Origin of the sequence: Priestia koreensis, assembly GCF_022646885.1 — a bacterium.
Lineage (GTDB): Bacteria > Bacillota > Bacilli > Bacillales > Bacillaceae_H > Bacillus_AG > Bacillus_AG koreensis_A.
In genome coordinates, this window is sequence record NZ_CP061868.1 from 4,027,488 (window position 1) to 4,053,967 (window position 26,480).

At 42.4% G+C, this 26,480-nt stretch carries 18 protein-coding genes, 21 tRNA genes and 3 rRNA genes; 6 read left to right on the forward strand and 36 right to left on the reverse strand.

All coding sequences use genetic code 11. The features are described 5' to 3' along the window. The first annotated feature begins 132 nt into the window (after positions 1-132). The 3 genes from IE339_RS21085 (at position 133) to IE339_RS21095 (ending at position 2,325) form a co-directional block, all read left to right on the forward strand. The gene (locus IE339_RS21085; protein ID WP_242170918.1) at positions 133-879 is read left to right on the forward strand and encodes a TraR/DksA C4-type zinc finger protein; all 747 of its coding nucleotides are present in this window, start codon (positions 133-135) and stop codon (positions 877-879) included. 128 nt (positions 880-1,007) lie between these two features. Continuing rightward, entirely contained in the window at positions 1,008-1,472 is a 465-nt protein-coding gene (locus IE339_RS21090) for a TspO/MBR family protein (protein WP_242170920.1), read from the forward strand. 64 nt (positions 1,473-1,536) lie between these two features. Next, positions 1,537-2,325: a TIGR00266 family protein gene (locus IE339_RS21095; RefSeq protein WP_053400745.1), complete on the forward strand. Its 789-nt coding sequence runs from the start codon at positions 1,537-1,539 to the stop codon at positions 2,323-2,325. Between the two features lie 39 nt (positions 2,326-2,364). Here the strand turns inward: IE339_RS21095 and IE339_RS21100 are convergent, their stop codons facing one another. The 29 genes from IE339_RS21100 to IE339_RS21240 form a co-directional block, all read right to left on the reverse strand. After that, positions 2,365-4,773: a glycogen/starch/alpha-glucan phosphorylase gene (locus IE339_RS21100; protein ID WP_242170922.1), complete on the reverse strand. Its 2,409-nt coding sequence runs from the start codon at positions 4,771-4,773 to the stop codon at positions 2,365-2,367. A gap of 18 nt (positions 4,774-4,791) precedes the next feature. Further along, positions 4,792-6,216 (reverse strand): glycogen synthase GlgA, encoded by a 1,425-nt coding sequence (gene glgA, locus IE339_RS21105; RefSeq protein WP_242170924.1) that lies wholly within the window; start codon positions 6,214-6,216, stop codon positions 4,792-4,794. Next, positions 6,213-7,238 (reverse strand): glucose-1-phosphate adenylyltransferase family protein, encoded by a 1,026-nt coding sequence (locus tag IE339_RS21110; RefSeq protein WP_242170926.1) that lies wholly within the window; start codon positions 7,236-7,238, stop codon positions 6,213-6,215. Before IE339_RS21110 ends, glgA begins: the two co-directional genes overlap by 4 nt. A 17-nt stretch (positions 7,239-7,255) precedes the next feature. After that, entirely contained in the window at positions 7,256-8,431 is a 1,176-nt protein-coding gene (locus IE339_RS21115; RefSeq protein ID WP_242170928.1) for a glucose-1-phosphate adenylyltransferase, read from the reverse strand. After that, positions 8,358-10,316, reverse strand: a complete 1,959-nt coding sequence (gene glgB, locus IE339_RS21120) for a 1,4-alpha-glucan branching enzyme (RefSeq protein WP_277933926.1) — start codon at positions 10,314-10,316, stop codon at positions 8,358-8,360. Before glgB ends, IE339_RS21115 begins: the two co-directional genes overlap by 74 nt. A 240-nt stretch (positions 10,317-10,556) precedes the next feature. After that, positions 10,557-10,628 (reverse strand) — tRNA-Glu (locus IE339_RS21125). Positions 10,629-10,636: 8 nt separating this feature from the next. Beyond that, positions 10,637-10,727: transfer RNA gene (locus IE339_RS21130), tRNA-Ser, on the reverse strand. A 3-nt stretch (positions 10,728-10,730) separates the two neighbouring features. Then, a tRNA-Asn gene (locus IE339_RS21135) sits at positions 10,731-10,805 on the reverse strand. A gap of 5 nt (positions 10,806-10,810) precedes the next feature. Then, positions 10,811-10,887: transfer RNA gene (locus tag IE339_RS21140), tRNA-Ile, on the reverse strand. Between the two features lie 5 nt (positions 10,888-10,892). Next, positions 10,893-10,966, reverse strand: a tRNA-Gly gene (locus IE339_RS21145). Between the two features lie 16 nt (positions 10,967-10,982). Then, a tRNA-His gene (locus IE339_RS21150) sits at positions 10,983-11,058 on the reverse strand. Positions 11,059-11,069: 11 nt separating this feature from the next. Continuing rightward, a tRNA-Phe gene (locus tag IE339_RS21155) sits at positions 11,070-11,145 on the reverse strand. Between the two features lie 27 nt (positions 11,146-11,172). Further along, positions 11,173-11,248, reverse strand: a tRNA-Asp gene (locus IE339_RS21160). Between the two features lie 15 nt (positions 11,249-11,263). Next, positions 11,264-11,340 (reverse strand) — tRNA-Met (locus tag IE339_RS21165). Between the two features lie 20 nt (positions 11,341-11,360). Next, a tRNA-Ser gene (locus tag IE339_RS21170) sits at positions 11,361-11,453 on the reverse strand. Between the two features lie 17 nt (positions 11,454-11,470). After that, a tRNA-Ile gene (locus IE339_RS21175) sits at positions 11,471-11,547 on the reverse strand. Positions 11,548-11,563: 16 nt separating this feature from the next. Beyond that, positions 11,564-11,640, reverse strand: a tRNA-Met gene (locus IE339_RS21180). Between the two features lie 23 nt (positions 11,641-11,663). Further along, a tRNA-Ala gene (locus IE339_RS21185) sits at positions 11,664-11,739 on the reverse strand. Between the two features lie 32 nt (positions 11,740-11,771). Further along, a tRNA-Pro gene (locus tag IE339_RS21190) sits at positions 11,772-11,848 on the reverse strand. Between the two features lie 6 nt (positions 11,849-11,854). Next, a tRNA-Arg gene (locus IE339_RS21195) sits at positions 11,855-11,931 on the reverse strand. A gap of 5 nt (positions 11,932-11,936) precedes the next feature. Then, positions 11,937-12,025, reverse strand: a tRNA-Leu gene (locus IE339_RS21200). Between the two features lie 21 nt (positions 12,026-12,046). Then, positions 12,047-12,121: transfer RNA gene (locus IE339_RS21205), tRNA-Gly, on the reverse strand. A gap of 9 nt (positions 12,122-12,130) precedes the next feature. Then, a tRNA-Leu gene (locus IE339_RS21210) sits at positions 12,131-12,216 on the reverse strand. Between the two features lie 9 nt (positions 12,217-12,225). Then, a tRNA-Lys gene (locus IE339_RS21215) sits at positions 12,226-12,301 on the reverse strand. Between the two features lie 8 nt (positions 12,302-12,309). Then, positions 12,310-12,385 (reverse strand) — tRNA-Thr (locus IE339_RS21220). A gap of 47 nt (positions 12,386-12,432) precedes the next feature. Beyond that, positions 12,433-12,508 (reverse strand) — tRNA-Val (locus IE339_RS21225). 9 nt (positions 12,509-12,517) lie between these two features. After that, positions 12,518-12,633, reverse strand: a 5S ribosomal RNA gene (gene rrf, locus IE339_RS21230). A 58-nt stretch (positions 12,634-12,691) separates the two neighbouring features. After that, positions 12,692-15,625, reverse strand: a 23S ribosomal RNA gene (locus IE339_RS21235). 197 nt (positions 15,626-15,822) lie between these two features. Beyond that, a 16S ribosomal RNA gene (locus IE339_RS21240) occupies positions 15,823-17,374 on the reverse strand. The 16S, 23S and 5S rRNA genes sit together here with 21 tRNA genes alongside, the layout of an rRNA operon. Positions 17,375-17,825: 451 nt before the next feature. Between IE339_RS21240 and IE339_RS21245 the strand changes: the two genes are divergently transcribed. After that, positions 17,826-18,023, forward strand: coding sequence for a hypothetical protein (locus IE339_RS21245; protein WP_242170929.1), 198 nt, complete (start codon positions 17,826-17,828; stop codon positions 18,021-18,023). Here the strand turns inward: IE339_RS21245 and IE339_RS21250 are convergent. Next, entirely contained in the window at positions 18,020-18,931 is a 912-nt protein-coding gene (locus tag IE339_RS21250; RefSeq protein ID WP_242170932.1) for a DMT family transporter, read from the reverse strand. The two genes, IE339_RS21245 and IE339_RS21250, sit on opposite strands and share 4 nt — an antisense overlap. A gap of 147 nt (positions 18,932-19,078) precedes the next feature. Between IE339_RS21250 and IE339_RS21255 the strand changes: the two genes are divergently transcribed. Together IE339_RS21255 and IE339_RS21260 are read left to right on the forward strand one after the other, a co-directional pair. Beyond that, entirely contained in the window at positions 19,079-20,695 is a 1,617-nt protein-coding gene (locus IE339_RS21255; protein ID WP_242170935.1) for an AMP-binding protein, read from the forward strand. A 143-nt stretch (positions 20,696-20,838) separates the two neighbouring features. Then, positions 20,839-21,510 carry an MgtC/SapB family protein gene (locus IE339_RS21260; protein ID WP_242176272.1) on the forward strand — a complete coding sequence of 224 codons (672 nt, stop codon included), beginning with the start codon at positions 20,839-20,841 and terminating at the stop codon, positions 21,508-21,510. A gap of 43 nt (positions 21,511-21,553) precedes the next feature. Here the strand turns inward: IE339_RS21260 and IE339_RS21265 are convergent, their stop codons facing one another. From IE339_RS21265 to IE339_RS21290, 6 genes are all read right to left on the reverse strand, one after another. Then, positions 21,554-22,192 (reverse strand): precorrin-2 dehydrogenase/sirohydrochlorin ferrochelatase family protein, encoded by a 639-nt coding sequence (locus tag IE339_RS21265; RefSeq protein WP_242170938.1) that lies wholly within the window; start codon positions 22,190-22,192, stop codon positions 21,554-21,556. Beyond that, the gene (locus IE339_RS21270; protein ID WP_242170941.1) at positions 22,161-22,907 is read right to left on the reverse strand and encodes a sirohydrochlorin chelatase; all 747 of its coding nucleotides are present in this window, start codon (positions 22,905-22,907) and stop codon (positions 22,161-22,163) included. Before IE339_RS21270 ends, IE339_RS21265 begins: the two co-directional genes overlap by 32 nt. A 15-nt stretch (positions 22,908-22,922) precedes the next feature. Continuing rightward, positions 22,923-23,687 carry a uroporphyrinogen-III C-methyltransferase gene (cobA, locus tag IE339_RS21275; RefSeq protein WP_242170944.1) on the reverse strand — a complete coding sequence of 255 codons (765 nt, stop codon included), beginning with the start codon at positions 23,685-23,687 and terminating at the stop codon, positions 22,923-22,925. An 82-nt stretch (positions 23,688-23,769) separates the two neighbouring features. After that, positions 23,770-24,369, reverse strand: coding sequence for an adenylyl-sulfate kinase (gene cysC / locus IE339_RS21280; RefSeq protein WP_242176273.1), 600 nt, complete (start codon positions 24,367-24,369; stop codon positions 23,770-23,772). Between the two features lie 19 nt (positions 24,370-24,388). Next, entirely contained in the window at positions 24,389-25,534 is a 1,146-nt protein-coding gene (gene sat, locus IE339_RS21285; protein ID WP_242170946.1) for a sulfate adenylyltransferase, read from the reverse strand. 60 nt (positions 25,535-25,594) lie between these two features. After that, positions 25,595-26,323 (reverse strand): phosphoadenylyl-sulfate reductase, encoded by a 729-nt coding sequence (locus tag IE339_RS21290; RefSeq protein WP_242170948.1) that lies wholly within the window; start codon positions 26,321-26,323, stop codon positions 25,595-25,597. Positions 26,324-26,480: the final 157 nt, after the last annotated feature.

Consider the following 26,480-nt stretch of genomic DNA (forward strand, 5'->3'; position numbering starts at 1 on the left):
ACACATAAACTTATTTTTATTGTTTTGAACTCTTTTCGAACCTATTCAGGTAATTAACAGTTCGTATTGTTTTTTTTTATTACTTTTCGCAAATAATACTGAACAGAAACAAAAAAGAAGGGAGAATGTGCTTTGTTAACCAAACAACAGCTTTCTGAATTAAAACAATCATTATTAGAAATGAAGCATGAAATAGAAGGACATGATCAACAAGAAAAGCAATTCGGTCTTCTTCGAAGTGATGCCCATGATTCAACAGGTGAGCTTTCAAGCTACGATAATCACCCCGCTGATACAGGTACAGAAACGTTTGAGCGAGGGAAAGATTTAGCGTTGAATGAACTAATTCATGAGCAGCTTGAGGAAATTAATGAGGCGTTAAAAGCGATGGATGATCACACATATGGAAAGTGCCGTACGTGTGGAAAAGAAATTAGTGTTGAGCGCTTAGAAGCGCTGCCTACGGCTCTTTACTGTAAAGAACATAGCCCAGAACAAAGTGTTTCGAAAGATCGCCCTATTGAAGAAGCGTCTCTACGCCACCCATTTGGACAATACGAATTTGATGAAAAATTTTATGAGCCATATGATTCTGAAGATAGCTGGCAGGATGTCGCTCGCTATGGTACAAGCGAGTCTCCATCTGATTTTGTTGAAGACACGGAAAATTACAGTGAAACATACATTGAAGCAGACGAAGCGTTAAATTACGTAGAAGATTACGAAAGCTTTGCAGCTACTGATATGTATGGAAATCCGCTTCCTCTTTATCCAAACAAAAAGCACGAAATGTATGAAGACATGTTAGATGAAGAAGGAACGATGACGATCTTTGGAGATTTACCACGTGATGAGAAGGAGCCTTATATAGAGGATTAACGGCCTGAAACAAGGGTATAAATCATAACAAAGAGCTTCATTATCCATCTAAACGATCTCTCATTTAACCCATGGATAGTTCGCCTCTCCATGGGTTAAATGCATTCACTCTAGAAAGGAAGATGAACATGAAAAAAACGGCGATTTTGGTCTTTCTGATCACTTACCTCTTATTTAGTTTAAGCGGCTTCCTATTCCCTATCGATCAGTCTTGGTATGATGCGCTAGATAAGCCTAGCTGGACACCTTCTGGAGGCGTCATTGGCATCGTATGGGGAATTTTATTTGCGCTCATTTCGTTCTCAGTAGCCATTGTTTACAATAAGGATAGCTTCTTTAGAGGAGACAAGTTTTTCTGGATCATCCTGATCATCAACTATATTTTGAATCAAGCCTTTAGCTATTTCCAATTTACCCAAAAAGATTTATTTTCTGCTACAATCGATTGTGCTCTTGTAGCCGTCTCAACGCTCATCTTAATCATTGCTGCCATGCGTCATTCAAAACTAGCGGGTCTTCTGCTTATTCCATACCTTCTCTGGAGCGCATTTGCAACATTCCTTTCATACACCATTTATTCAATGAACGTATAAAGAGGAAATGATACACTTAAAGACGAATTACCATGTTGTAAAGTATAGATGAGGTGATAAGTGTATGAATGCTCATGAGATTGATTATGAAATTCACGGGGACGATATGCAGTTTGTTGAAGTAGAATTAGACCCCGAAGAAAGCGTTGTTGCCGAAGCTGGTGGCATGATGATGATGGATTCCGGTATTGATATGGAAACAATATTCGGAGACGGCGGTGGCGCAACAAAAGGATTATTTGGAAAGCTAATGGGCGCAGGAAAACGCGTTCTTACTGGTGAGAGTCTTTTCATGACCGTTTTCACCAATATCGGTCATGGGAAGAAAAAAGTCTCGTTCGCCGCTCCGTATCCAGGGAAAATAATCCCTATGGATTTAGATGAACTAGGTGGAAAAATTGTTTGTCAAAAAGATTCCTTCCTTTGTGCCGCAAAAGGTGTTTCCATCGGCATCGATTTTCAAAAGAAATTAGGAACAGGCTTTTTCGGTGGTGAAGGATTTATCATGCAAAAGCTTGAAGGAGATGGATTAGCTTTCTTGCACGCAGGAGGTACGATTATTCGTAAGGATCTCCAGCCTGGTGAAGTATTAAAAGTAGACACTGGCTGTTTAGTAGCGATGACAAGAGACGTAGATTACAACATTGAATACGTCGGCAAAGTCAAAACAGCTCTATTCGGTGGTGAAGGTCTTTTCTTTGCTACTCTAAAAGGACCAGGATCTGTTTGGGTTCAATCGTTACCATTTAGCCGTCTAGCTGAACGTGTGTTAGTCAATGCAACCGTTCCTGGAAAGAAACGCGATGAAGGCGGAATCCTAGGTGGATTAGGCGACCTATTCGGAGATCGCTAACAATAAAAAGGAGGAAAGCCAAGCGGCTCCCTCCTTTTTTCATCTCATCATTTCCGCTGCTTTTAACTTCCAAATATCTTCTGAATACTCCTGAATCGTACGGTCACTTGAGAAGTAACCAGAGTGAGCAATATTCAAGCTGCTCATTTGTAGCCATTTATCTTCATTTTGATACGTATTATTGACTTGCTCTTGAGCATGCACATAAGATGCAAAGTCTCGTAGTACGTAATACTCATCATTTTGCATTAACAACGAATCATAGATGGGCTCAAAAATATCGAAGGAATTCGGAAAGAATCCATTTACAAGCTGTTCGAGAACCTGTTTAATTCGATTATCATGATAGTAATAATCAAAGGACCTGTAGCCCCCGCTTTGCTCGTAATGGAGCACCTCTTCTGCTTTTAAGCCGAACAAATACATATTTTCTGCCCCTACTTCTTCACAAATTTCCACGTTTGCACCGTCTAATGTCCCGATCGTTAAAGCGCCGTTCATCATAAACTTCATGTTCCCTGTGCCAGATGCCTCTTTACTAGCTGTAGAAATTTGCTCACTAATATCGGAAGCAGGGAAAATATTTTCTGCCAGGGATACGCGATAGTTCTCCAAAAATACAACTTTTAGAATGGACGATGTTTTAGGATCGTTGTTCACCTTTTCAGCCACTGAATTAATCAGTTTAATGATCTTCTTGGCATAGTAATAACCAGGTGAAGCTTTGGCTCCAAATATAAATGTACGCGGATGGATGGAATAATTCCCTTCCTCCTTCAGACGATTGTATAAGTACATAACGTGTAAAATATTTAAAAGCTGTCGCTTATAAGCATGAAGGCGCTTTACATGAACATCAAAAATAGAATGGTCATCAACGAGAAGCCCTGTTTGCTGATAAATGATGTTGGACAGAATGGTCTTTCGCTCCTGCTTTACTTTTTTGAGATTTTGCTGGAAGCTGCGATCAAATGAAAAAGGTTTTAATTTGATCAATTGCTCTGGTTCATGAACCCACTGCTCACCAATTGTTTCTGTAAGAAGTGATGAAAGCTGTGGATTTGCCTTTAACAGCCAGCGGCGATGAGCGATGCCGTTTGTTTTATTATTAAACTTATCTGGATAGATTTGATAAAAGTCAGCCATTTCTCGTTTCTTCAAAATTTCTGTATGAATCTTCGCTACGCCATTCACCTTGTAGCTTCCTACCAACGCTAGATGAGCCATTTTCACTAACCCATGAGCAATAATGGCCATTCGCTCAATACGTTCCCAATCGCCAGGATACTGCTCCCACAGCTCTTTGCAAAAGCGTTCGTTAATTTCCTCAATAATCATATAGATACGCGGAAGTAGTGGCTTAAAGATGGAAACAGACCACTTTTCGAGCGCCTCTGACAATGTCGTATGATTGGTATACGAAATCGTTTGACTCGTAATATTCCAAGCCGTATCCCAGTCTAACAGTTCTTCATCTAATAACGCGCGCATGAGTTCTGGAATGGCTAGAACGGGATGCGTATCATTAATATGAATAGCCACTTTCTCATGAAGATTGGATAGCGTTCCATATGTTTTACGGTGATTTTCGATAATGCTTTGTAAACTTGCTGAAACAAGAAAATATTGCTGTTTTAATCTTAAAATCTTACCATCGTCATGTGTGTCATCCGGATATAAGAACTCAGATACAGCTTCTGTTTCACGCTTGTAATCCATGCTATTTTTATGCACAGGAAACGGAGATGGCTCCGCATTCCACAATCGTAGCGTGTTCACAACATCTGTTTCATAACCAATGATTGGGATGTCATATGGAACAGCGGCAATCGTTTCACCATTTCGGTGACGATATCTCCAGTAACCATCCTGATCTTGATATGCTTCAATATCACCCCAAAAACGAATTTCAACTGCTTGATCGGATTTTCTCACTTCCCATGCATTTCCGTTTCGCAGCCATTGTTCTGGCAGTTCAATCTGAAATCCATCCACAATCTTTTGATCGAACAGACCGTGTTTATAGCGAATGCCATAGCCATGACCAGGCAGACCAAGAGAGGCCAACGAATCTAAAAAGCACGCCGCTAGCCTTCCCAATCCTCCGTTTCCAAGCCCTGCATCAGGTTCCATCTCTTCAATATCTTCTAAACAAATTCCCAGTTCCTTTAAGCCCGCTTCGACCACTTCTCGAATTCCTAAGTTCGTTAAGTTTTGTCCAAGCAACCGCCCTAGTAAAAATTCAATGGATAAATAGTACACTTGTTTTGAATGAGTTGATCGTTGACGTTCATTAGTGGAAATCCAATTTGAACTAATGTACTCCCTCACCATATTCCCTAACGTATGATATTGATCTTGAATGGTTGATTCTTTAAAACTTTTCCCATAAGTCATCTCAAGCTTTTTCAGAAAAATATGCTGAAAGCTCTTTCGGTTAGAGAACATGATTATCCATTCCTTCCGTTATGTACTAATAAGATCAGCGTATAGCTGATTATAAATGAAAGCTGATTTCGCCCACGTATAGTCACGATTCATAGCCTCTTCTACAATTGCTTGCCACGCATCTTCTTTTTGGTAGAACGTGAGCGCTCGCTCAATTGTATGCAGCATGTCGTGCGCATTAAAGTTTGTAAAACTGAAGCCATTTCCTGTTTTTTCGTACTCATTGTAAGGTTCCACCGTATCGTTTAGTCCACCTGTTTCTCTCACAATGGGAATGGTTCCGTATTTTAACGCGATTAATTGTCCCAGTCCACACGGTTCAAACTGTGACGGCATTAGGAATAGATCTGATCCTGCGTAAATGGTATGTGCAAGCTCCTCATTGAACCCCACTATACAGCGGATTTTTTCCGGGTACTGTCTCTCCATATCTTGAAAGAAATGCTCAAATTCTTTTTCGCCGCTTCCAAGTATAATTAATTGTATGTCATGACTCATTATTTCATGAAAGACGTGTCTGACAAGATCCAAGCCCTTTTGCTTCGTTAGCCTTGTGATCATCGACATAACAGGAACTTTCTCGTCTACATTCAAGCCCAAGGACTTCTGAAGCTCTGTCTTATTTACAGTATTCTTAGTTAACGATTTGACACTATACTTCTGCGCGATATACGTGTCCTCAGTTGGATTATAAATGGTGTCATCAATGCCATTTATAATGCCTACTAAATCTTGATTTCGTCTTCGCAATAACCCATCGAGCTGTTCGCCGTAATAGGGCATTTGAATTTCATCTTTATACGTTGGACTAACCGTCGTAATCTTATCAGCAGAAACGAGTGCTGCCTTCATAAAGCTTACATTTCCATAAAATTCAAGCTGACTCGTTGTAAAATAGTAATCATCTAAATTCAATAATTCATATAAAATTCCCTTCGGAAAAATCCCTTGGAACTGTAAATTATGAATCGTAAAGACTGTTTGAATAGAGGAATAATACTCATAATCAGCACGTAGTAAGAACGGTACCATTCCTGTATGCCAATCATGGCAATGAATGATGTCAGGCAAATGATCCAAGTGCGGAAGTGCATCGATCACCGCTCGACAAAAGAATGTAAATCGTTCGGCATCATCATAGTGACCATACAAACTGTCACGATTAAAGTAGTACTCATTGTCTACAAAGATATACTGCACACCATCTTGCTCTAATACTTCTAATCCACAATACTGACGACGCCATCCCACCTGGACGTATAGAACTTTTTTAAGCACCATCTTTTCTTTAAATTTTTCTGGTATCAGTCCATATTTTGGCATCATTACGGTTACATTTGTTCCAAGCTGTGCCAACTCTTTTGGAAGTGCTCCTGCTACATCAGCTAATCCACCTGTTTTAATAAATGGTACGCATTCTGAAACAACAAACAGTACATTCACGAATTCATCAGAGCTCCTTGACGAGTTCCTTTTGCAACGACTTGAGGGTTCGTAGCATCTCCTTTGATAACCGTATTTACTTCTACTTTTACGTCTTTATCAAGGATAGCATACTCGATATGGCTATTTTCATGGACAGTTCCTTTTTGCATCACGATGCTATTTTTAATGACGGCTCCTTTTTCTACGCGCACGCCTCTAAAAATAATACTATTTTCAACGTGTCCTTCAATGACACAACCGTTCGCCACGATTGAATTTTTCACATTGGATCCCTTTACGTAACGAGTAGGTGGCTCATCTTTTACTTTTGTTAAGATCGAACGTTCTTTTAAGAATAATCGGCTCCATGTATCTGGTTTCAATAAACTCATGCTAGCAGAGAAGTAAGAAGGAATATCTGAAATTCTTGCTACATATCCTGTATGTTCATAAACATGAATCGTTTCATGTTTTTCAATGTATTGGATCATTTCATGAACATCTTTAAAATCATGCTCTGTATCCTGCAATAACGAAACAAGTCGGCTTTTTTCAAGCACATACATTCCAAGCTGCTCACCTTCGTGTTCTAGCGATGTTACTGCAGCTCCTACTTGGACATGACGTCGAAGTACAGGTTTAAAATCAATGTTACTAATATTAAAGGTGTTGCTAATTAACACATACTTTTGGGTACTTCGCAAAAAGTAATCAATATGATAACGTAATTGCGAAAATAGTGTTGAGGGTTCAGTTTGAAGCTCGCTCATAATTGGCGGAAAAATGTAAAGACCATCTCGTTTTCGGTCTAAATCCCATTCCTTTCCTGAACCTAAATGGTCCATTAATGAACGATAATGACTGCGTGGAAAAATGGCTACGCTGCTAATACCAGAATTCACCATGTTAGATAAGATAAAATCAATTAATCGATATCTCCCTGCAAAAGGAACTGCTCCAACAGAACGGTACGCTGTTAATGGGGTTAAAGTGTTGTGATATGTTGATGCTTCAATGACTCCTAACATTTGCTTGTTCATGATAACCCATCCTCCTATTATGAATTTAATTCTTCGTGTACTGCTCGTTCCTTATTTAATACTTCAATCATCTCATCTGTAACTAAAATAACTTCTTCCGCACCTTTAATTGGTCGAATAATCGCTCCATCGGGAATGATCATTCCTGATGGAACAATCGCATTCTCAATGTACACATGCTTTCCGATATGAGCTTCTGGCATAACGACCGTACGATTGATTTCTGTCCCTTTTCCTATATGTACACCTTGGAAAAGAACCGAATTCTCAACCTTCCCTTCAATGACACACCCTTCATTAATTAACGATTCAATAACGGTTGCGTCTGGTGAAATATATTGTGGTGGATAATTTGGATTTACTGAATAAATTCTCCATGAATAATCAAACAAGTTTAAGTCAGAATTCTCTTTCAACAGATCCATGTTTGCTTCCCACAAGCTTTTAACCGTCCCAACATCTTTCCAATAGCCTTGGAAAGGATAAGCGACTAGGCTTTTCTTCTCATCGAGTAAAAGAGGAATCACATCTTTACCAAAGTCATGACTTGAGTGTGGATCTCTTGCATCCATTTCAAGATATTCTCTTAACACACTCCATTTGAAAATATAAATACCCATAGATGCTAAATTACTTTTAGGATTTGCTGGCTTTTCATCAAACTCGACGACATTTAAGTTCTCATCCGTATTCATAATACCGAATCGACTTGCTTCATCCCACGGAACTTCAATAACTGAAATCGTCACATCAGCATCTTTTTCAATGTGATGCTCTAGCATCTCTTCATAATTCATTTTGTAAATGTGATCACCGGACAAAATAAGCACGTACTCAGGATCATATTGTTTAAGATAGTTCATGTTTTCATAAATCGCACTAGCTGTCCCCTTGTACCATCTCACCCCTGAAGACTCTGAATAAGGAGGTAAGACTGTAACCCCTCCATTGCGCTTGTCTAAGTCCCATGCACTTCCAATCCCAATGTATGAATGAAGTACGAGCGGCTGATACTGCGTGAGAACACCAACTGTATCAATTCCTGAGTTCGTGCAATTACTTAAGGTGAAGTCAATAATACGGTATTTCCCTCCGAAAGGAACCGCTGGTTTTGCTAGATTAATTGTCAGAGAGCTCAGTCGACTCCCTTTTCCTCCTGCCAATAACATTGCTACGCATTTTTTTTTGACCATTTTTCTTTTTCTCCCCTCTGCTCTTCTTCGCTCGCAGTATATTAATTCCAAACGCCGGAATATTTAATTCAATGTGATAAGGTTTTCCGTGATAGGACTCTTCATGGAACTTTAATTCTTTTTTATTTGTAATACCTGATCCACCATAGCTACTGTCATCGCTATTTAAAACTTCAATATAGCTTGTCGGAAGTGGTACCCCTACTTTGTAATCATGGTGAACGTGCTCAGAAAAATTACAAATGATTACATACACATCGTCTGGATTTTGTCCTTTCCGAATAAACGAAAAAATCTTTTGAGCACGATTATTTACATCAATCCACTCAAAACCTTCAGGAGAATAATCCACTTCAAAAAGCGGTTTGCTTCGGTTGTAGATTTTCATCAGCTCTTTGAAATAAACGTTCATTTTTGCATGCATGTCAAAGTCAAGTAACAGCCAATCTAGCTGTTCAAGATCCTTCCATTCATCAAATTGACCAAACTCACCTCCCATAAAAAGTAGCTTCTTTCCTGGATGTGAAAAGAAAAAGCCATATAACAGTCGGAGCTGCGCAAACTTTCTCCAATAATCACCCGGCATTTTATTTAATAAGGATCGTTTGCCGTGAACAACTTCATCATGTGAGAACGGTAAAATGAATTTTTCGTTAAATGCATAGAGAAGAGAAAACGTAATTTTATGATGCAAATGCTCTCGTTCATCTACATTTGCTTCCATGTAACTTAAAACATCGTTCATCCATCCCATATTCCACTTGTAGCTAAATCCTAGACCGCCTTCATTAGTTGGACCCGTCACATCAGGCCAATCGGTTGAATCCTCAGCAATCATTAAAGCAGTTGGCTCATGAGCGTAAACGGTATCGTTGAGCTTCCGTAAAAATTGAGCTGCATACTCATTGGCTACTAATTCATTTGAATTGTTCCAATAAAGCATATTAGCGACAGCGTCCACTCGAAATCCATCTACGTGGTAATGTTCGAGCCAAAATACAGCGTTAGAAATTAAAAAGCTTTGAACTTCAGGTTTCCCTAGATCAAAGTTTGCTGTTCCCCATACATAATTTTCTCGATCCCGATCTCGCGCATATTCATAGGTAGGTAAACCATCAAACATATATAAGCCATGCTCGTCTTTGCAAAAATGACCTGGAACCCAGTCGAGTATTACACCTATGCTGTGCTGGTGACACTGATCGATAAAATACATAAAGTCTTTTGGAGAACCATAACGGCTCGTTGGAGAGAAGTACCCTGTTCCCTGATATCCCCATGATCGATCATATGGATGCTCAATGACGGGTAAAAGCTCTACATGCGAAAACTGATGCTCTATTAAATATGGAATTAACTCTTCTGCCATTTCTACATAAGAATACAAAGTATCATCTTCATGCTTTCGCCATGATCCCATGTGAAGTTCATAAATAGACAATGGCTTTTCAAACGTTGATTTAACTTTCTTTTTCCGGAACCATGATTGGTCATTCCATTTATATCCAGAAAGATCAACAACCACCGAGGCTGTATTAGGTCGGAGCTCACTAAAAAAAGCATATGGATCAGCTTTTAAAATGATTTTTCCATTAGACGAATGAATTTCATATTTATACATTGTCCCAGCAGATAATCCTGCGACAAAAAGACTCCATATGCCTTGTTCATTTATTTTTTCGAAATCATAGCCAGCTCCTGACCAATTATTAAAATCACCTACAACTGCCACTTTTTTTGCATTTGGAGCCCAAACAGAAAATCGAACGCCCTGTTGACCATTTTGTTCTACTAGATGGGCGCCAAAAAGCTCATGGCTTTTGAATAGATTTCCTTCGTGGAACAAATGAATATCGTGCTCAGTAGGTTTAATCGTCGATAGCAATCACTTCACCCTCTAACATTCGTTTATAAGCATATTAAATTCGATAATAACTGCTAAAATCCTCTATATATTCTAAATATTATACACAAATGATCATTCACTTCTTGACTGGATGAATATAATCTCTTTTCTATTTTTTTACATACCTTCTATGGTTTACCCTCTTTTTAAAAAAGAAAACCTAAAGAAAAAAACATAAAAAAAAGCAGTTTGCAAATTTGCAAACTGCTTTTTTTGGGATGACCCGTACGGGATTCGAACCCGTGTTACCGCCGTGAAAGGGCGGTGTCTTAACCGCTTGACCAACGGGCCATTTAGACTGGCGGAGAAGGAGGGATTTGAACCCTCGCGCCGCTTACGCGACCTACACCCTTAGCAGGGGCGCCTCTTCAGCCTCTTGAGTACTTCCCCGTATGGCTCCACAGGCAGGACTCGAACCTGCGACCGATCGGTTAACAGCCGATAGCTCTACCACTGAGCTACTGTGGAAAATATGGTGGGCCTAAGTGGACTCGAACCACCGACCTCACGCTTATCAGGCGTGCGCTCTAACCAGCTGAGCTATAGGCCCCTAAATGGAGCGGGTGATGAGAATCGAACTCACGACATCAGCTTGGAAGGCTGAGGTTTTACCATTAAACTACACCCGCTAAATATAAAGATAAATGGGGCGACTGATGGGAATCGAACCCACGAATGCCAGAGCCACAATCTGGTGTGTTAACCACTTCACCACAGCCGCCATCATCTAAATGGTGGCTTGGGACGGAATCGAACCGCCGACACAAGGATTTTCAGTCCTTTGCTCTACCGACTGAGCTACCAAGCCACTATAGAATATGTTTATTGAATTAAATGGCGGTCCCGACCGGGATCGAACCGGCGATCTCCTGCGTGACAGGCAGGCATGTTAACCGCTACACCACGGGACCATGTTATGTATTAATTGGTTGCGGGGACAGGATTTGAACCTGCGACCTTCGGGTTATGAGCCCGACGAGCTACCAGACTGCTCCACCCCGCGATAATAAGTAATAAAATTTATGGAGGAGGAAGGGGGATTCGAACCCCCGCGGGCTGTTACACCCCTGTCGGTTTTCAAGACCGATCCCTTCAGCCGGACTTGGGTATTCCTCCGTATAAATGGCTGCTACTGGTGGACCTTGTAGGACTCGAACCTACGACCGGACGGTTATGAGCCGTCTGCTCTAACCAGCTGAGCTAAAGGTCCTTCAATATAAGCTATTTGGTAGCGGCGGAGGGGATCGAACCCCCGACCTCACGGGTATGAACCGTACGCTCTAGCCAGCTGAGCTACACCGCCAAACAGTTTATAATGATAATATATGGTGGAGCCTAGCGGGATCGAACCGCTGACCTCCTGCGTGCAAGGCAGGCGCTCTCCCAGCTGAGCTAAGGCCCCATATATTGAATCTACTTAATCCTAACAACCTCTGGTCGGGAAGACAGGATTCGAACCTGCGACCCCTTGGTCCCAAACCAAGTGCTCTACCAAGCTGAGCTACTTCCCGTTGTTATGGCGCGCCCGAGAGGAGTCGAACCCCTAACCTTTTGATCCGTAGTCAAACGCTCTATCCAATTGAGCTACGGGCGCATATATGGTGCCGAGGGCCGGACTTGAACCGGCACGGTAGTCACCTACCGCAGGATTTTAAGTCCTGTGTGTCTGCCAATTCCACCACCCCGGCATACTTTCTGGAATTGGACTCTGGAGCGGAAGACGGGATTCGAACCCGCGACCCCCACCTTGGCAAGGTGGTGTTCTACCACTGAACTACTTCCGCATATTTGAATGGTGCGGGTGAAGGGACTTGAACCCCCACGTCGTAAAGACACTAGATCCTAAGTCTAGCGCGTCTGCCAATTCCGCCACACCCGCATTCAAAAATGGTGAGCCATGAAGGATTCGAACCTTCGACCCTCTGATTAAAAGTCAGATGCTCTACCAACTGAGCTAATGGCTCAACCTAAATGGTGCCGGCAAGAGGACTTGAACCCCCAACCTACTGATTACAAGTCAGTTGCTCTACCAGTTGAGCTACACCGGCATTTGGTTGAAATAATGCTACCATTCTATACATTTTTCAAGGATAAATGGTGGAGGATGACGGGATCGAACCGCCGACCCCCTGCTTGTAAGGCAGGTGCTCTCCCAGCTGAGCTAATCCTCCATTATGTAAGCCTGGCGATGTCCTACTCTCACAGGGGGAAACCCCCAACTACCATCGGCGCTAGAGAGCTTAACTTCCGTGTTCGGTATGGGAACGGGTGTGACCTCTCTGCCATAATCACCAGACTATATGAAAGAACATTGTTCTTTCAAAACTAGATAACAATTGTTAAGGAGAAACATTTTGGTTAAGTCCTCGATCGATTAGTATCTGTCAGCTGCACGTGTCGCCACGCTTCCACCTCAGACCTATCTACCTGATCGTCTTTCAGGGATCTTACTAGCTTGCGCTATGGGAAATCTCATCTTGAGGGGGGCTTCATGCTTAGATGCTTTCAGCACTTATCCCGTCCACACATAGCTACCCAGCGATGCCTTTGGCAAGACAACTGGTACACCAGCGGTGTGTCCATCCCGGTCCTCTCGTACTAAGGACAGCTCCTCTCAAATTTCCTACGCCCACGACGGATAGGGACCGAACTGTCTCACGACGTTCTGAACCCAGCTCGCGTACCGCTTTAATGGGCGAACAGCCCAACCCTTGGGACCGACTACAGCCCCAGGATGCGATGAGCCGACATCGAGGTGCCAAACCTCCCCGTCGATGTGGACTCTTGGGGGAGATAAGCCTGTTATCCCCGGGGTAGCTTTTATCCGTTGAGCGATGGCCCTTCCATGCGGAACCACCGGATCACTAAGCCCGACTTTCGTCCCTGCTCGACTTGTAGGTCTCGCAGTCAAGCTCCCTTGTGCCTTTACACTCTACGAATGATTTCCAACCATTCTGAGGGAACCTTTGGGCGCCTCCGTTACTCTTTAGGAGGCGACCGCCCCAGTCAAACTGCCCACCTGACACTGTCTCCCAGCCCGATCAGGGCTGTGGGTTAGAATGTCAATACAGCCAGGGTAGTATCCCACCGACGCCTCCACCGAAGCTAGCGCTCCGGCTTCTCAGGCTCCTACCTATCCTGTACAAGCTGTACCAAAATTCAATATCAGGCTACAGTAAAGCTCCACGGGGTCTTTCCGTCCTGTCGCGGGTAACCTGCATCTTCACAGGTACTATAATTTCACCGAGTCTCTCGTTGAGACAGTGCCCAGATCGTTACACCTTTCGTGCGGGTCGGAACTTACCCGACAAGGAATTTCGCTACCTTAGGACCGTTATAGTTACGGCCGCCGTTTACTGGGGCTTCGATTCAAAGCTTCGCTTGCGCTAACCTCTCCTCTTAACCTTCCAGCACCGGGCAGGTGTCAGCCCCTATACTTCGCCTTACGGCTTCGCAGAGACCTGTGTTTTTGCTAAACAGTCGCCTGGGCCTATTCACTGCGGCTCTCTCGGGCTTGCACCCTAACAGAGCACCCCTTCTCCCGAAGTTACGGGGTCATTTTGCCGAGTTCCTTAACGAGAGTTCTCTCGATCACCTTAGGATTCTCTCCTCGCCTACCTGTGTCGGTTTGCGGTACGGGTACCTCCCACCTCGCTAGAGGCTTTTCTTGGCAGTGTGAAATCAGGAGCTTCGGTACTATAATTCCCTCGTCATCACAGCTCAGCCTTCATGATGAGCGGATTTGCCTACTCATCAGCCTTACTGCTTGAACGCACATATCCAGCAGTGCGCCTACCCTATCCTCCTGCGTCCCCCCATTGCTCAAACGGTGGGGAGGTAGTACAGGAATATCAACCTGTTGGCCATCGCCTACGCCTTTCGGCCTCGGCTTAGGTCCCGACTAACCCTGAGCGGACGAGCCTTCCTCAGGAAACCTTAGGCATTCGGTGGACAAGATTCTCACTTGTCTTTCGCTACTCATACCGGCATTCTCACTTCTAAGCGCTCCACCAGTCCTTACGGTCTAGCTTCACAGCACTTAGAACGCTCTCCTACCACTGACATCATAAGATGTCAATCCACAGCTTCGGTGATACGTTTAGCCCCGGTACATTTTCGGCGCAGAGTCACTCGACCAGTGAGCTATTACGCACTCTTTAAATGGTGGCTGCTTCTAAGCCAACATCCTGGTTGTCTAAGCAACTCCACATCCTTTTCCACTTAACGTATACTTTGGGACCTTAGCTGGTGGTCTGGGCTGTTTCCCTCTTGACTACGGATCTTATCACTCGCAGTCTGACTCCCAAGGATAAGTTTTTGGCATTCGGAGTTTGACTGAATTCGGTAACCCGTTGGGGGCCCCTAGTCCAATCAGTGCTCTACCTCCAAAACTCTCACCTTGAGGCTAGCCCTAAAGCTATTTCGGAGAGAACCAGCTATCTCCAAGTTCGATTGGAATTTCTCCGCTACCCACACCTCATCCCCGCACTTTTCAACGTGCGTGGGTTCGGGCCTCCATTCAGTGTTACCTGAACTTCACCCTGGACATGGGTAGATCACCTGGTTTCGGGTCTACGACCACATACTCAAATCGCCCTATTCAGACTCGCTTTCGCTGCGGCTCCGTCTCATCGACTTAACCTTGCATGGGATCGTAACTCGCCGGTTCATTCTACAAAAGGCACGCCATCACCCGTTAACGGGCTCTGACTACTTGTAGGCACACGGTTTCAGGATCTCTTTCACTCCCCTTCCGGGGTGCTTTTCACCTTTCCCTCACGGTACTGGTTCACTATCGGTCACTAGGAAGTATTTAGCCTTGGGAGATGGTCCTCCCTGCTTCCGACGGAATTTCACGTGTTCCGCCGTACTCAGGATCCACTCAAGAGAGAACGAGGTTTCAACTACAGGGTTGTTACCTTCTTTGACGGGCCTTTCCAGACCTCTTCATTTACCTCGTTCCTTTGTAACTCCGTATAGAGTGTCCTACAACCCCAAGAGGCAAGCCTCTTGGTTTGGGCTAATTCCGTTTCGCTCGCCGCTACTCAGGAAATCGCGTTTGCTTTCCTTTCCTCCGGGTACTTAGATGTTTCAGTTCCCCGGGTCTGCCTTCAACTTCCTATGTATTCAGAAGAAGATATCATTCCATTACGAATGATGGGTTTCCCCATTCGGAAATCTCCGGATCAAAGCTTACTTACAGCTCCCCGAAGCATATCGGTGTTAGTCCCGTCCTTCATCGGCTCCTAGTGCCAAGGCATCCACCGTGCGCCCTTTCTAACTTAACCGTATTGGTTATTTCAAAAAGTGTTACACTTTGTTTTCCTTAACATTCTTGCTATCTAGTTTTCAAAGAACAACTGCCTCATGATCACGACGTGATCAAAAGACTTCTTATTGAAAGTTCTCAATGAACCTTCAAAACTGAACAAAACGACGTCACGTTGTTTGTTGCTGAACACGTGGTTCAAGCAATTTTCCTTAGAAAGGAGGTGATCCAGCCGCACCTTCCGATACGGCTACCTTGTTACGACTTCACCCCAATCATCTGTCCCACCTTAGGCGGCTGGCTCCTTACGGTTACCCCACCGACTTCGGGTGTTACAAACTCTCGTGGTGTGACGGGCGGTGTGTACAAGGCCCGGGAACGTATTCACCGCGGCATGCTGATCCGCGATTACTAGCGATTCCAGCTTCATGTAGGCGAGTTGCAGCCTACAATCCGAACTGAGAATGATTTTATGAGATTAGCTTCACCTCGCGGCTTCGCAACCCTTTGTATCATCCATTGTAGCACGTGTGTAGCCCAGGTCATAAGGGGCATGATGATTTGACGTCATCCCCACCTTCCTCCGGTTTGTCACCGGCAGTCACCTTAGAGTGCCCAACTTAATGCTGGCAACTAAGATCAAGGGTTGCGCTCGTTGCGGGACTTAACCCAACATCTCACGACACGAGCTGACGACAACCATGCACCACCTGTCACTTTGTCCCCCGAAGGGGAAAGCTCTATCTCTAGAGTGGTCAAAGGATGTCAAGACCTGGTAAGGTTCTTCGCGTTGCTTCGAATTAAACCACATGCTCCACCGCTTGTGCGGGCCCCCGTCAATTCCTTTGAGTTTCAGCCTTGCGGCCGTACTCCCCAGGCGGAGTGCTTAATGCGTTAGCTGCAGCACTAAAGGGCGGAAACCCTCTAACACTTAGCACTCATCGTTTACGGCGTGGACTACCAGGGTATCTAATCCTGTTTGCTCCCCACGCTTTCGCGCCTCAGCGTCAGTTACAGACCAGAAAGCCGCCTTCGCCACTGGTGTTCCTCCACATCTCTACGCATTTCACCGCTACACGTGGAATTCCGCTTTCCTCTTCTGCACTCAAGTTCCCCAGTTTCCAATGACCCTCCACGGTTGAGCCGTGGGCTTTCACATCAGACTTAAGGAACCGCCTGCGCGCGCTTTACGCCCAATAATTCCGGACAACGCTTGCCACCTACGTATTACCGCGGCTGCTGGCACGTAGTTAGCCGTGGCTTTCTGGTTAGGTACCGTCAAGGTACGAGCAGTTACTCTCGTACTTGTTCTTCCCTAACAACAGAGTTTTACGATCCGAAAACCTTCATCACTCACGCGGCGTTGCTCCGTCAGACTTTCGTCCATTGCGGAAGATTCCCTACTGCTGCCTCCCGTAGGAGTCTGGGCCGTGTCTCAGTCCCAGTGTGGCCGATCACCCTCTCAGGTCGGCTACGCATCGTCGCCTTGGTGAGCCGTTACCTCACCAACTAGCTAATGCGCCGCGGGTCCATCTGTAAGTGACAGCCGAAACCGTCTTTTAACATCCGCTCATGCGAGCGAAAGTGTTATTCGGTATTAGCTCCGGTTTCCCGGAGTTATTCCCATCTTACAGGCAGGTTACCCACGTGTTACTCACCCGTCCGCCGCTAACTTGTTAGAAGCAAGCTTCTAACAAGTCCGCTCGACTTGCATGTATTAGGCACGCCGCCAGCGTTCGTCCTGAGCCAGGATCAAACTCTCCGAAGAAATGTTTGACTTGCTCATTTGTTGTCTTACTTTTAAAACGTTGACGTTTTGCTTGTTTTGTTCAGTTTTCAAAGTTCATCTCGCTCGTAAGCGACTTTATTATCTTACCACTTACAAATCTCATTGTCAACAACTTTTTCAAAAAGTTTTTTTGACGTTTTGTTTTGTATCGTGTTGTCTTAGCGACAAGTAATAATATATCATCTCTTTTTATTAGACGCAATACCTTTTTTAAAAAAAGTTTAAAAAACAGCTTGTACCTTATCTTATCATTTTTTATAGAAGAAATATACTACCTCCAATAAGTTTCTTGTAATTCCATCTTTCACTAGATATGCAATGATCAAACCTCCTCTTTCTATCATTTTTGATCTCACTACGAAAAGTGTGAATATATCATTTCTAGCTTACATATCTTTTTAATAGATTACAGCTAACGGGAGGTTTATAAATGTTCAATCTCATTCAACTAGCACTCATTGTATGTATTAGCATGTCTATCATTCTGATCTACGCTGCCTACTGGGAAGCGATTGATATATGTAATCAAGAGGAAAAAGAAAAAGTAAACGGACTTTCAATGATTACTTTTTCTTCTCTAGGGCTTACCTTCTCCTTACTTGCTTCTCATTTTCAGTCCCTTTACTAATAATTGATACCCTTCTTCACAGGATGGGTATCTTTCTTTTTGTCTAGCATAAAGAAAACAACCCCGAGAAAAATGAGAAGTCCTCCTAGTAATTGTGTGGTCATGACTTTCTCATCCAATAATATGTACGCTAACCACACGGCTCCTACAGGCTCTAATAGAATTACCATTGATACGGTTGAAGTGCTCACATATTTCACTGACCAATTAAATAGAGAATGTCCTAAGAGAGTTGGAAATACCGCCAGTAAGACAAAGTACACCCATTCATCTAGCTTATAACCAACTAACGGCTCACCCTTTATCATTACGTAAAGAAGTAACACAACCGTGCTACTCGTATAAACAATAAAAGTATAGGATAGTAGAGACGTTTTGTTTCGGACCTTTTGCCCAATTAATAAATAGGCGGTGACTAACGCACAGGCAACTAGTGCTAGAAAGTCTCCGTACATAGCTCCACCACTAATACGAAAATCTCCCCAACTAATAATTGTACTGCCGATAATTGCGCTCATTCCACAAACAATTCCCTTTTTACTTACTTTCTCTTTGAAAATAAAATAGGCTCCTACAAAAGCAAATAGGGGCTGAAGTGTAACAATTACTACAGAACTAGCTACAGACGTATAACGAAGTGATTCAAACCACAAGATGAAGTGTAGAGCCAAAAATAGACCCGATAAAAAGGATAATCCCCATTCTCTCCTCGTAAACTTCTTAATACCCTCTATCCCCCCTCCACGCCATGCAACAAAAGGGAGCAAAAGTAACACAGAAAATAACAAGCGATAAAAAGCAATGACCCCTGAAGGAGCATGTGAAAACTTTACTAATATGGCTGATGTGGAGATAGAGAGCACACCCACAAACAGAACTCCGTACACTTTTAAGAGCTGCTTTTGCATTAACGTCCTCCTCTTCATAATTTGTCGAATATTTATTTTTGAAATATTCTAACTTTTTGTTAAGATGATGTTAATCCTTCTTACATTTTATTTTTATCATCATTTGATGAAAAGGAGAACATTTTTTTATACGCTAAGGAGGCCTTTATGCTGAAAAACCAAACGATCGGGCAATTATTGAAGGAAACGGCTTCATTATTTAAAGAGAAAGAAGCCATTGTCTATTCTAAGGAGAATATTCGATATACCTACCAGGAATTTTACGATGCAACAACTCTTGTCGCAAAAGCTTTATTGAACCTAGGCATAAAAAAAGGAGAGCATATTGCTATTTGGGCAACTAACGTTCCTGAATGGATTCTTCTTCAATTCGCTTCCGCACGTATTGGAGCGGTACTAGTTACAATTAATACGAGTTATCAAGAACACGAGCTTGAATATCTACTTAAGCAGTCAGATACCTCTACGCTATTTTTCATCGATGAATTTAAAACTACTTCTTATTTATCTATTGTAGAAAAGCTCTACCAATCAAAAAGACATTCTCCATCCCAACTGCCAGCTTTGAAAAATTTCGTCCGGATTACGTCAGAGACAACATCTTCTTTCCCTACTTGGTCACAGTTTTTAGATGGCCACTATTCTGTTACGGATGAAGAGTTGTCTGAATGCGAGCAGCTCCCTATTCCTAGCGATGTGATTAATATGCAATATACGTCGGGAACGACAGGTTTCCCAAAAGGTGTGATGCTCACACACCACAATATTGTAAACAATGGGTTTCTTGTTGCTCAGTCGATGGGATTACGTTCTACTGATATTCTTTGCATACCAGTTCCACTCTTTCATTGTTTTGGGTGTGTAATGTCAACGCTCGCTTCTGTGTCTGTAGGAGCAACAATGGCACCAGTGATAGAATTTGACCCAGAAGTTGTATTGCAAACAGTTGAAAAAGAAAAATGTACTGCGCTCCAAGGGGTTCCCACCATGTTTATTTCTGAGCTAAATCATCCTAACTTTAAACAATACGATTTATCCACTCTTCGGACAGGAATTATGGCAGGGTCGCCATGTCCGATTGAAGTGATGAAAAAGGTGATGAACGAAATGAACATGACAGACATTACGATCGCCTACGGTCAAACAGAGTCCTCTCCTGTCATTACACAAACCACACCGCTTGATTCTATTATGAAAAAAGTAGAAACAGTTGGGAAAGTACACCCACACGTAGAGATTAAAATTGTAGATCCTATTACAAATGAAACCGTAAACGTCGGGGAACAGGGCGAACTGTGTACAAGGGGCTACCTTGTAATGAAGGGCTATTATAAAATGCCAGAAGCGACAGATAGCGCTATTGATGAAGATGGATGGCTACATACGGGTGACTTAGCAACAGCTGACTCAGAAGGATATATTAAAATTACTGGTCGATTAAAAGATATGATCATTCGTGGAGGAGAAAATGTTTATCCAAGAGAGATAGAAGAGTTTTTGTATCAACACCCCTCTATTTTTGATGTTCAAGTTATTGGAGTTCCCGACGAAAAATACGGGGAGAGAGTAGGCGCCTGTATTATTTTAAAGGATAATTGTTCCGTCACGGAACAAGATATTAAAGAATTTTGCAGAGGGAAAATTGCTCATTATAAAATACCCGAGTACATTTTATTCGTCTCAGAATTTCCTATGACCGCTTCTGGAAAAATTCAAAAATACAAGCTCCGTGAAGGAATGAAAGATTACTTTACAACGATTTAATTTATTCATGAATAAAGGGAGGCAAATGAAAAATCATCTTTTTCTTCATTTGCCTCTTTACATATTCCTATCCTATAGCACATATTTATGTAAGAATACCCTTTAACTATCGACGAATTTAGGTGATGACATTGGAATACAATATGTACGATGTATTTATTAAACTAGGTGTTTCCGCTTTACTTGGATTGATCATCGGGCTAGAGCGTGAATTAAAAGGAAAACCCGTTGGATTAAAAACCTCTCTCGTTATCTCCATTGTAAGCTGTCTTCTTACAATGGTCTCCATTGAATCAGCCTATGCCTTTAAGAAAATTGATCATATCACAATGGATCCAATGCGTTTAGCGGCACAAATTGTTTCTGGAATCGGTTTTTTAGGTGCTGGTGTTATATTACGAAGAGGGAATGACAGTATTTCTGGATTAACGACCGCTGCCATTATATGGGGAGCTGCTGGAATTGGAATTGCCGTAGGAGCAGGATTTTTTATTGAAGCAATCTCTGGCCTGGTATTGCTCATTTTAAGCGTTGAACTAATTCCTTATTTGTTCACTTTTATCGGTCCACGCCGATTGCTCGAAAAAGAACTTATCCTACGATTAAAGATTTCCTATGACCAGAATGCCACAAGCATTATTGAACAAATTATTTTAAAAGATATCCGTGTAAAAAATATTCGAATTAAAGATTTAGAAGGTGAACTCGTCCTTCTTCAAGCTAGTATACACGTCTCGAACAAGCGGATCGCAACAGATGTGTACTACGATATACAAGGAATTGACGGAGTAAAGAGTATTGAAGTTGAAAGCTAATAAAAATGAAGAGGTCAGGTGTTTGAACAGCACCCCATCCTCTTCATTTTTGTTTTATGTACGCTAAAAACTCTTCACGTATCTCCTGCTCATTTTTAAATCTCTCTTCTACAATAAGCTTTAACCATGTTTCTTTTTGCGCATGATCTACCTTTAATGATTTAATAATCTTCCGACACTGATCAAGAAATTCAACGTATTGAATATACTCATCGCTAAACAAGATCTCTAGGTCATTGCGAATTTCTTTTGCAAGAGAAGGACTCGCACCGCTTGTAGAGATGGCCACTGATAGCTTCCCTCTCTTTAGTTGAGCAGGCACGCTGAAATTTCCACACTCATAGTTGCTTGCCACACTAACAAGCTGATTGGGAGGTAGACTGCGCGCTAACTTTTCATTAAGCGCCTCATCATTCGTTGCGAGAAACGTGAGAAACGCATCCTTAAAATCCGAAGGGATGACCTCTCTCTCATATACCTTAATCCTTTTCTCCGTTCGCCAGTGCAAAATCTCCTCGGATATGTGGGGAGAAATAACGGTAATGTTTGCTTCTTCTTTCAGCAACGAGCGAATTTTCCTCGTTGCTATTTTCCCTCCACCAGCAACTACGACTTTTTTGCCTTTTAAATGTAACGAAACCGAGTACATGTTAGCTTCTCCCGTCTGATACGATTTGTTCATACACGCGCTCATGTAGCACCTCTTCTAAAAGAGGATGATAGCCTAGGTAGTTTGATAAAATAAACTCCTGTTTCTCATCTGAATAATTCTTCAACGTCTTTTGCATCCCTTTCATTAGCACGCCGGTAAATAATAAATACGGGACAACAAACACCTGTGAATTTTGTGACTGCTTTGCTTTTATCAGGCCCTCCTCAAACGTTGGATCTGTAGCAGCCAAAAAGCACACGTCGATATCCTTAAACGGACTTTCCTTCTTTAGAGCTTCTACAATAAGTGAAAAATCCCTTTTCGTATCGGGATCTGTACTTCCCCTTCCTACTAGCAGAAGACGTGCGTCACTTTGAATCTCCCTGTTTGTCTCACTAATTCTCTGAAGCAGCAGCTGAATAATCTTCTGATGAACACCAAACGGTCGTCCATATTTCACATTAATATGCGGAAACTTATTCTGTACTTTTTGGAGTTCTTGTGGAATATCTTCTTTTGCATGACCGGCTGTCAGCAGAAGAATAGGAATAACCACAATTTCTGTCGCTCCTTTTTCTACACAAGTTCGAAAGCCCTGCTCGATTGTCGGAGAAGACAGCTCTAGAAAACTTACTTCCTGGATCGAGACGTCCATTTTTCCCTTGCAACGTTCAATAAATTGCTTCGCCTGTTCCTCCCCTTCTTTCACTCTTGTTCCGTGGCACACGTATAGAATTGCTTTCATCTTTCTTCACCTACTTTATGCATATTCGTAGAGCGGCATTGTTTTCTTTTCAAACCACTGCAATGTTTCTCGAAGACGAACGACCTCTCCTATTATTATCATACTCGGATTTTGGATATTTTCATCCTTTACGATGCTCACAATGTTCGCCAAGGTTCCCGTTACCGTTTTTTGTTTGCCGTAAGTTCCCCAATGAATTAAGGCCACTGGTGTAGAAGCAGCTTTTCCGTATTTTATTAAGGTTTCACAAATAGAAGGCAACTGGCTAACACCCATGTAGATCGCTAGTGTATCAATCCCTTGCGCCAAGCTCTTCCATTTCACTTCATCACCTTGATCTTTCCGGTGACCTGTGACGAATGCAAAACTTCCGCTATAGTCTCGATGAGTCACTGGAATGCCTGCATACGCTGCTGCGGCTATACCTGATGTGATACCTGGTACAACTTCAAATTCAATGTTATGGTGAACAAGCGCTTCCGCTTCTTCTCCACCTCGTCCGAACACAAAAGGATCTCCTCCTTTTAGTCTCGTGACAACCTTCCCTTCCAATGCATACCTGACAAGGCAGCTATTAATTGTCTCTTGTGTCATCGTATGATCATTAGGCAGTTTGCCACAGTAAATGAAATCTGCGTCCCGCTTTGCATATTGCAAAAGTTCTTTGTTGATTAGGCGATCGTATAAGATCACATCTGCCTGCTGAATGCATTTCATTCCTTTAACTGTAATTAGTTCTGGATCACCTGGACCTGCTCCTACTAAATACACTTTCCCCACTGAACTGCCCCTCTCTGAAAAACCATTTAATAAAGCCCTTAATCATGAAGAACGTGATCAAGGGCTTTTTTGTACCATGGATTTAAATAAATCTTCTCTCTTTTAAATAATTAAGTACAAGCTGAACACATTCTTCGATGTCATGTTTATCCGTCTCTACAACTAGCTCCGCCCGATTAGGCGCTTCGTACGGAGAATCAATTCCCGTAAATTGCTTAATTTCACCGCTGCGAGCCTTTTTATAAAGTCCTTTTGGATCACGCTTCTCACATTCGTCTAACGGACATTTTACAAAGATCTCAACAAATTCATCTTCCCCTAAAATTGTTCTTACCTGATCACGATCTTCTTGAAATGGGGAAATGAACGCCGTTAACACCGCTTGCCCACTATCTACAAACAACTTCGCTACTTCTCCGATACGTCGAATGTTTTCCTTGCGATCATCATCTGAAAACCCTAAATTTTTATTTAAACCAAATCGAATGTTATCGCCATCTAACACGTAATTTCCAATTCCTTGATCAAACAGCGCTCTTGCTACAGCATTTGCGACCGTAGATTTCCCAGACCCTGATAGACCTGTAAACCACAGAACGAAGCTATGGTGCTGATTTTTCTCTCGTCTCTCTTCCTTGGTTACATTCGAATTATGCCAAACAATATTAGTAGACTCTCCCATACTCATTCACCCTTTCTTCTTAAGATGTCACTTGTTGACGCAAGCCGTTAATTAACACTTCAATAACTTCTTTTCGACTGAATGTACTTGGTGGAATTTCCCCGTTACGCAACATTTCTCTTACTTTTGTTCCTGAAAGGATGACGTGATCTTCTTTTTCGTGCGGGCATGTTTTCGTGGAAGCCATTCCTTCACATTTCGTGCAGTAGAAGCTGTGCTCGAAGAACAATGGCGTTATACCTAGCTCCTCAGCAGTAAAGTGACTAAAAATCTTCTGAGCGTCATACGTTCCATAATAATTTCCCACTCCAGCATGATCTCTTCCGACGATAAAGTGCGTGCATCCAAAGTTTTTTCGTACAAGCGCATGGAAAATTGCTTCACGAGGACCTGCATATCTCATTGCAGCTGGGAACACAGCAAGAGCTACGCGGTCTTTCGGATAATAGTTCTCTAACAACACTTCATAGCTCTCCATACGAATATCGGCTGGAATATCATCTGACTTCGTTTCTCCAACAAGCGGGTTTAAGAACAATCCATCGACAATTTCTAATGCTGTTTTTTGGATGTATTCGTGCGCACGATGAACAGGATTACGCGTTTGGAATCCAACAACCGTTTTCCAGCCTAAATCTTCAAATTTCTGACGTGTTTCAACCGGATCTAAATGATAGGTTTGAAAACGCTGTTTCTCTGTTCTCTTAATTAATTTAATAGGGCCTGCTACATAAACATCTGGACGCTCAAATAATTTTTTAACGCCTGGATGCTCCCTATCAGTAGTTTGATATACGTTTTGTGCTTCTTTTTCTTTATTCGGCTCGTAGATTTCTGTCAGCTCTAACACGCCGTATACAACACCATCTTTAGATAGTTTAATTTGATCACCGATTGAAAAAGAATTCGCTTGATCTTTTGTTACAGGAAGAGTAATGGGAATACTCCATACCGTTCCGTCTGCAAGCTTCATGTTTTCAACGACCGATTCGTAATCCGCTTTTCCTAGAAAGCCAGTTAACGGACTATATCCACCAATTCCAATCAGCTCTAAATCACTTAAACCAATGTTATCTAGCTCAATCTCTTTCCCGAAAGAATCATATGAGTAAGTTGGATCAAATAAATTAATTAAGGTTCCACCGTGTGCTGCAATAGTCGTCATACGTAACACTCTCCTAATATAATTTCGATCTGTTTAGTTGGTTTTATATTCAAAAAAAGATTATGAATTTGGGGCGGACTCATGAAGGCCACATTCCACTTTCTGATGACCGGACCATCTTCCTGCTCTTAGGTCTTCCATGTTGTGTGTTGGTAACGTGCATGGCGCACAACCGATACTTGGATACCCTTGGTCATGCAGTTTGTTATAAGGCAAGTCATGCTTATAGACGTACCGCCAAACTTCTTTCCATGTCCAGTGGATTAACGGACAAACTTTAATACGTTTAAATTTATGATCTTGATTTAAAAAATTTGTGTTCTTTCGGGATTCCGATTGTTCGCGTCTAAGTCCCGTAATCCATGCCTCGTGAGACTCTACGGCTTTACGTAACGGAATAACCTTACGAATCTCACAGCATAAGTTAGGATTCGTCTTCCAAAGCTCTTCTCCGTGCTTTTCAGCTTGCTCTTCTAATGTTAAACCTGGCTGTTGAAGATGGATGTTCAACCTTGGAAACCGCTCTTGAATTTTTTCAATGGTTTCATACGTTTCTTTGAAATGAAGGTTTGTATCTAAAAAAACAATTTTAGCATCTGGCTTTACCTTCGAAATTAAATCTAATAAAACAATGGCTTCGATCCCAAAGCTACACGCATAGACGAGCGTATCTCCGTAATGGCCGTATGCCCACTGGAGGGTTTCAAGTGCGCCTTTCGTATCGCTCTCACTAGAAAACGTTGGAATATCTGCTTTTCCCCACGTATCATATACAAGCTTCTCATTCATTTTCAGTCCCCCTATGTCTTGTTTACCGATCAAAAAAGGTGGTTTTAAAAGAAGGATTCAATCTACTTTGCTATATACATCAAGTTAGCATAGTCTATTCATCTAGGTGAAAAGTGATGAAAATAAAAAAGCCTTTCATGAATGAAAGACTTTTACA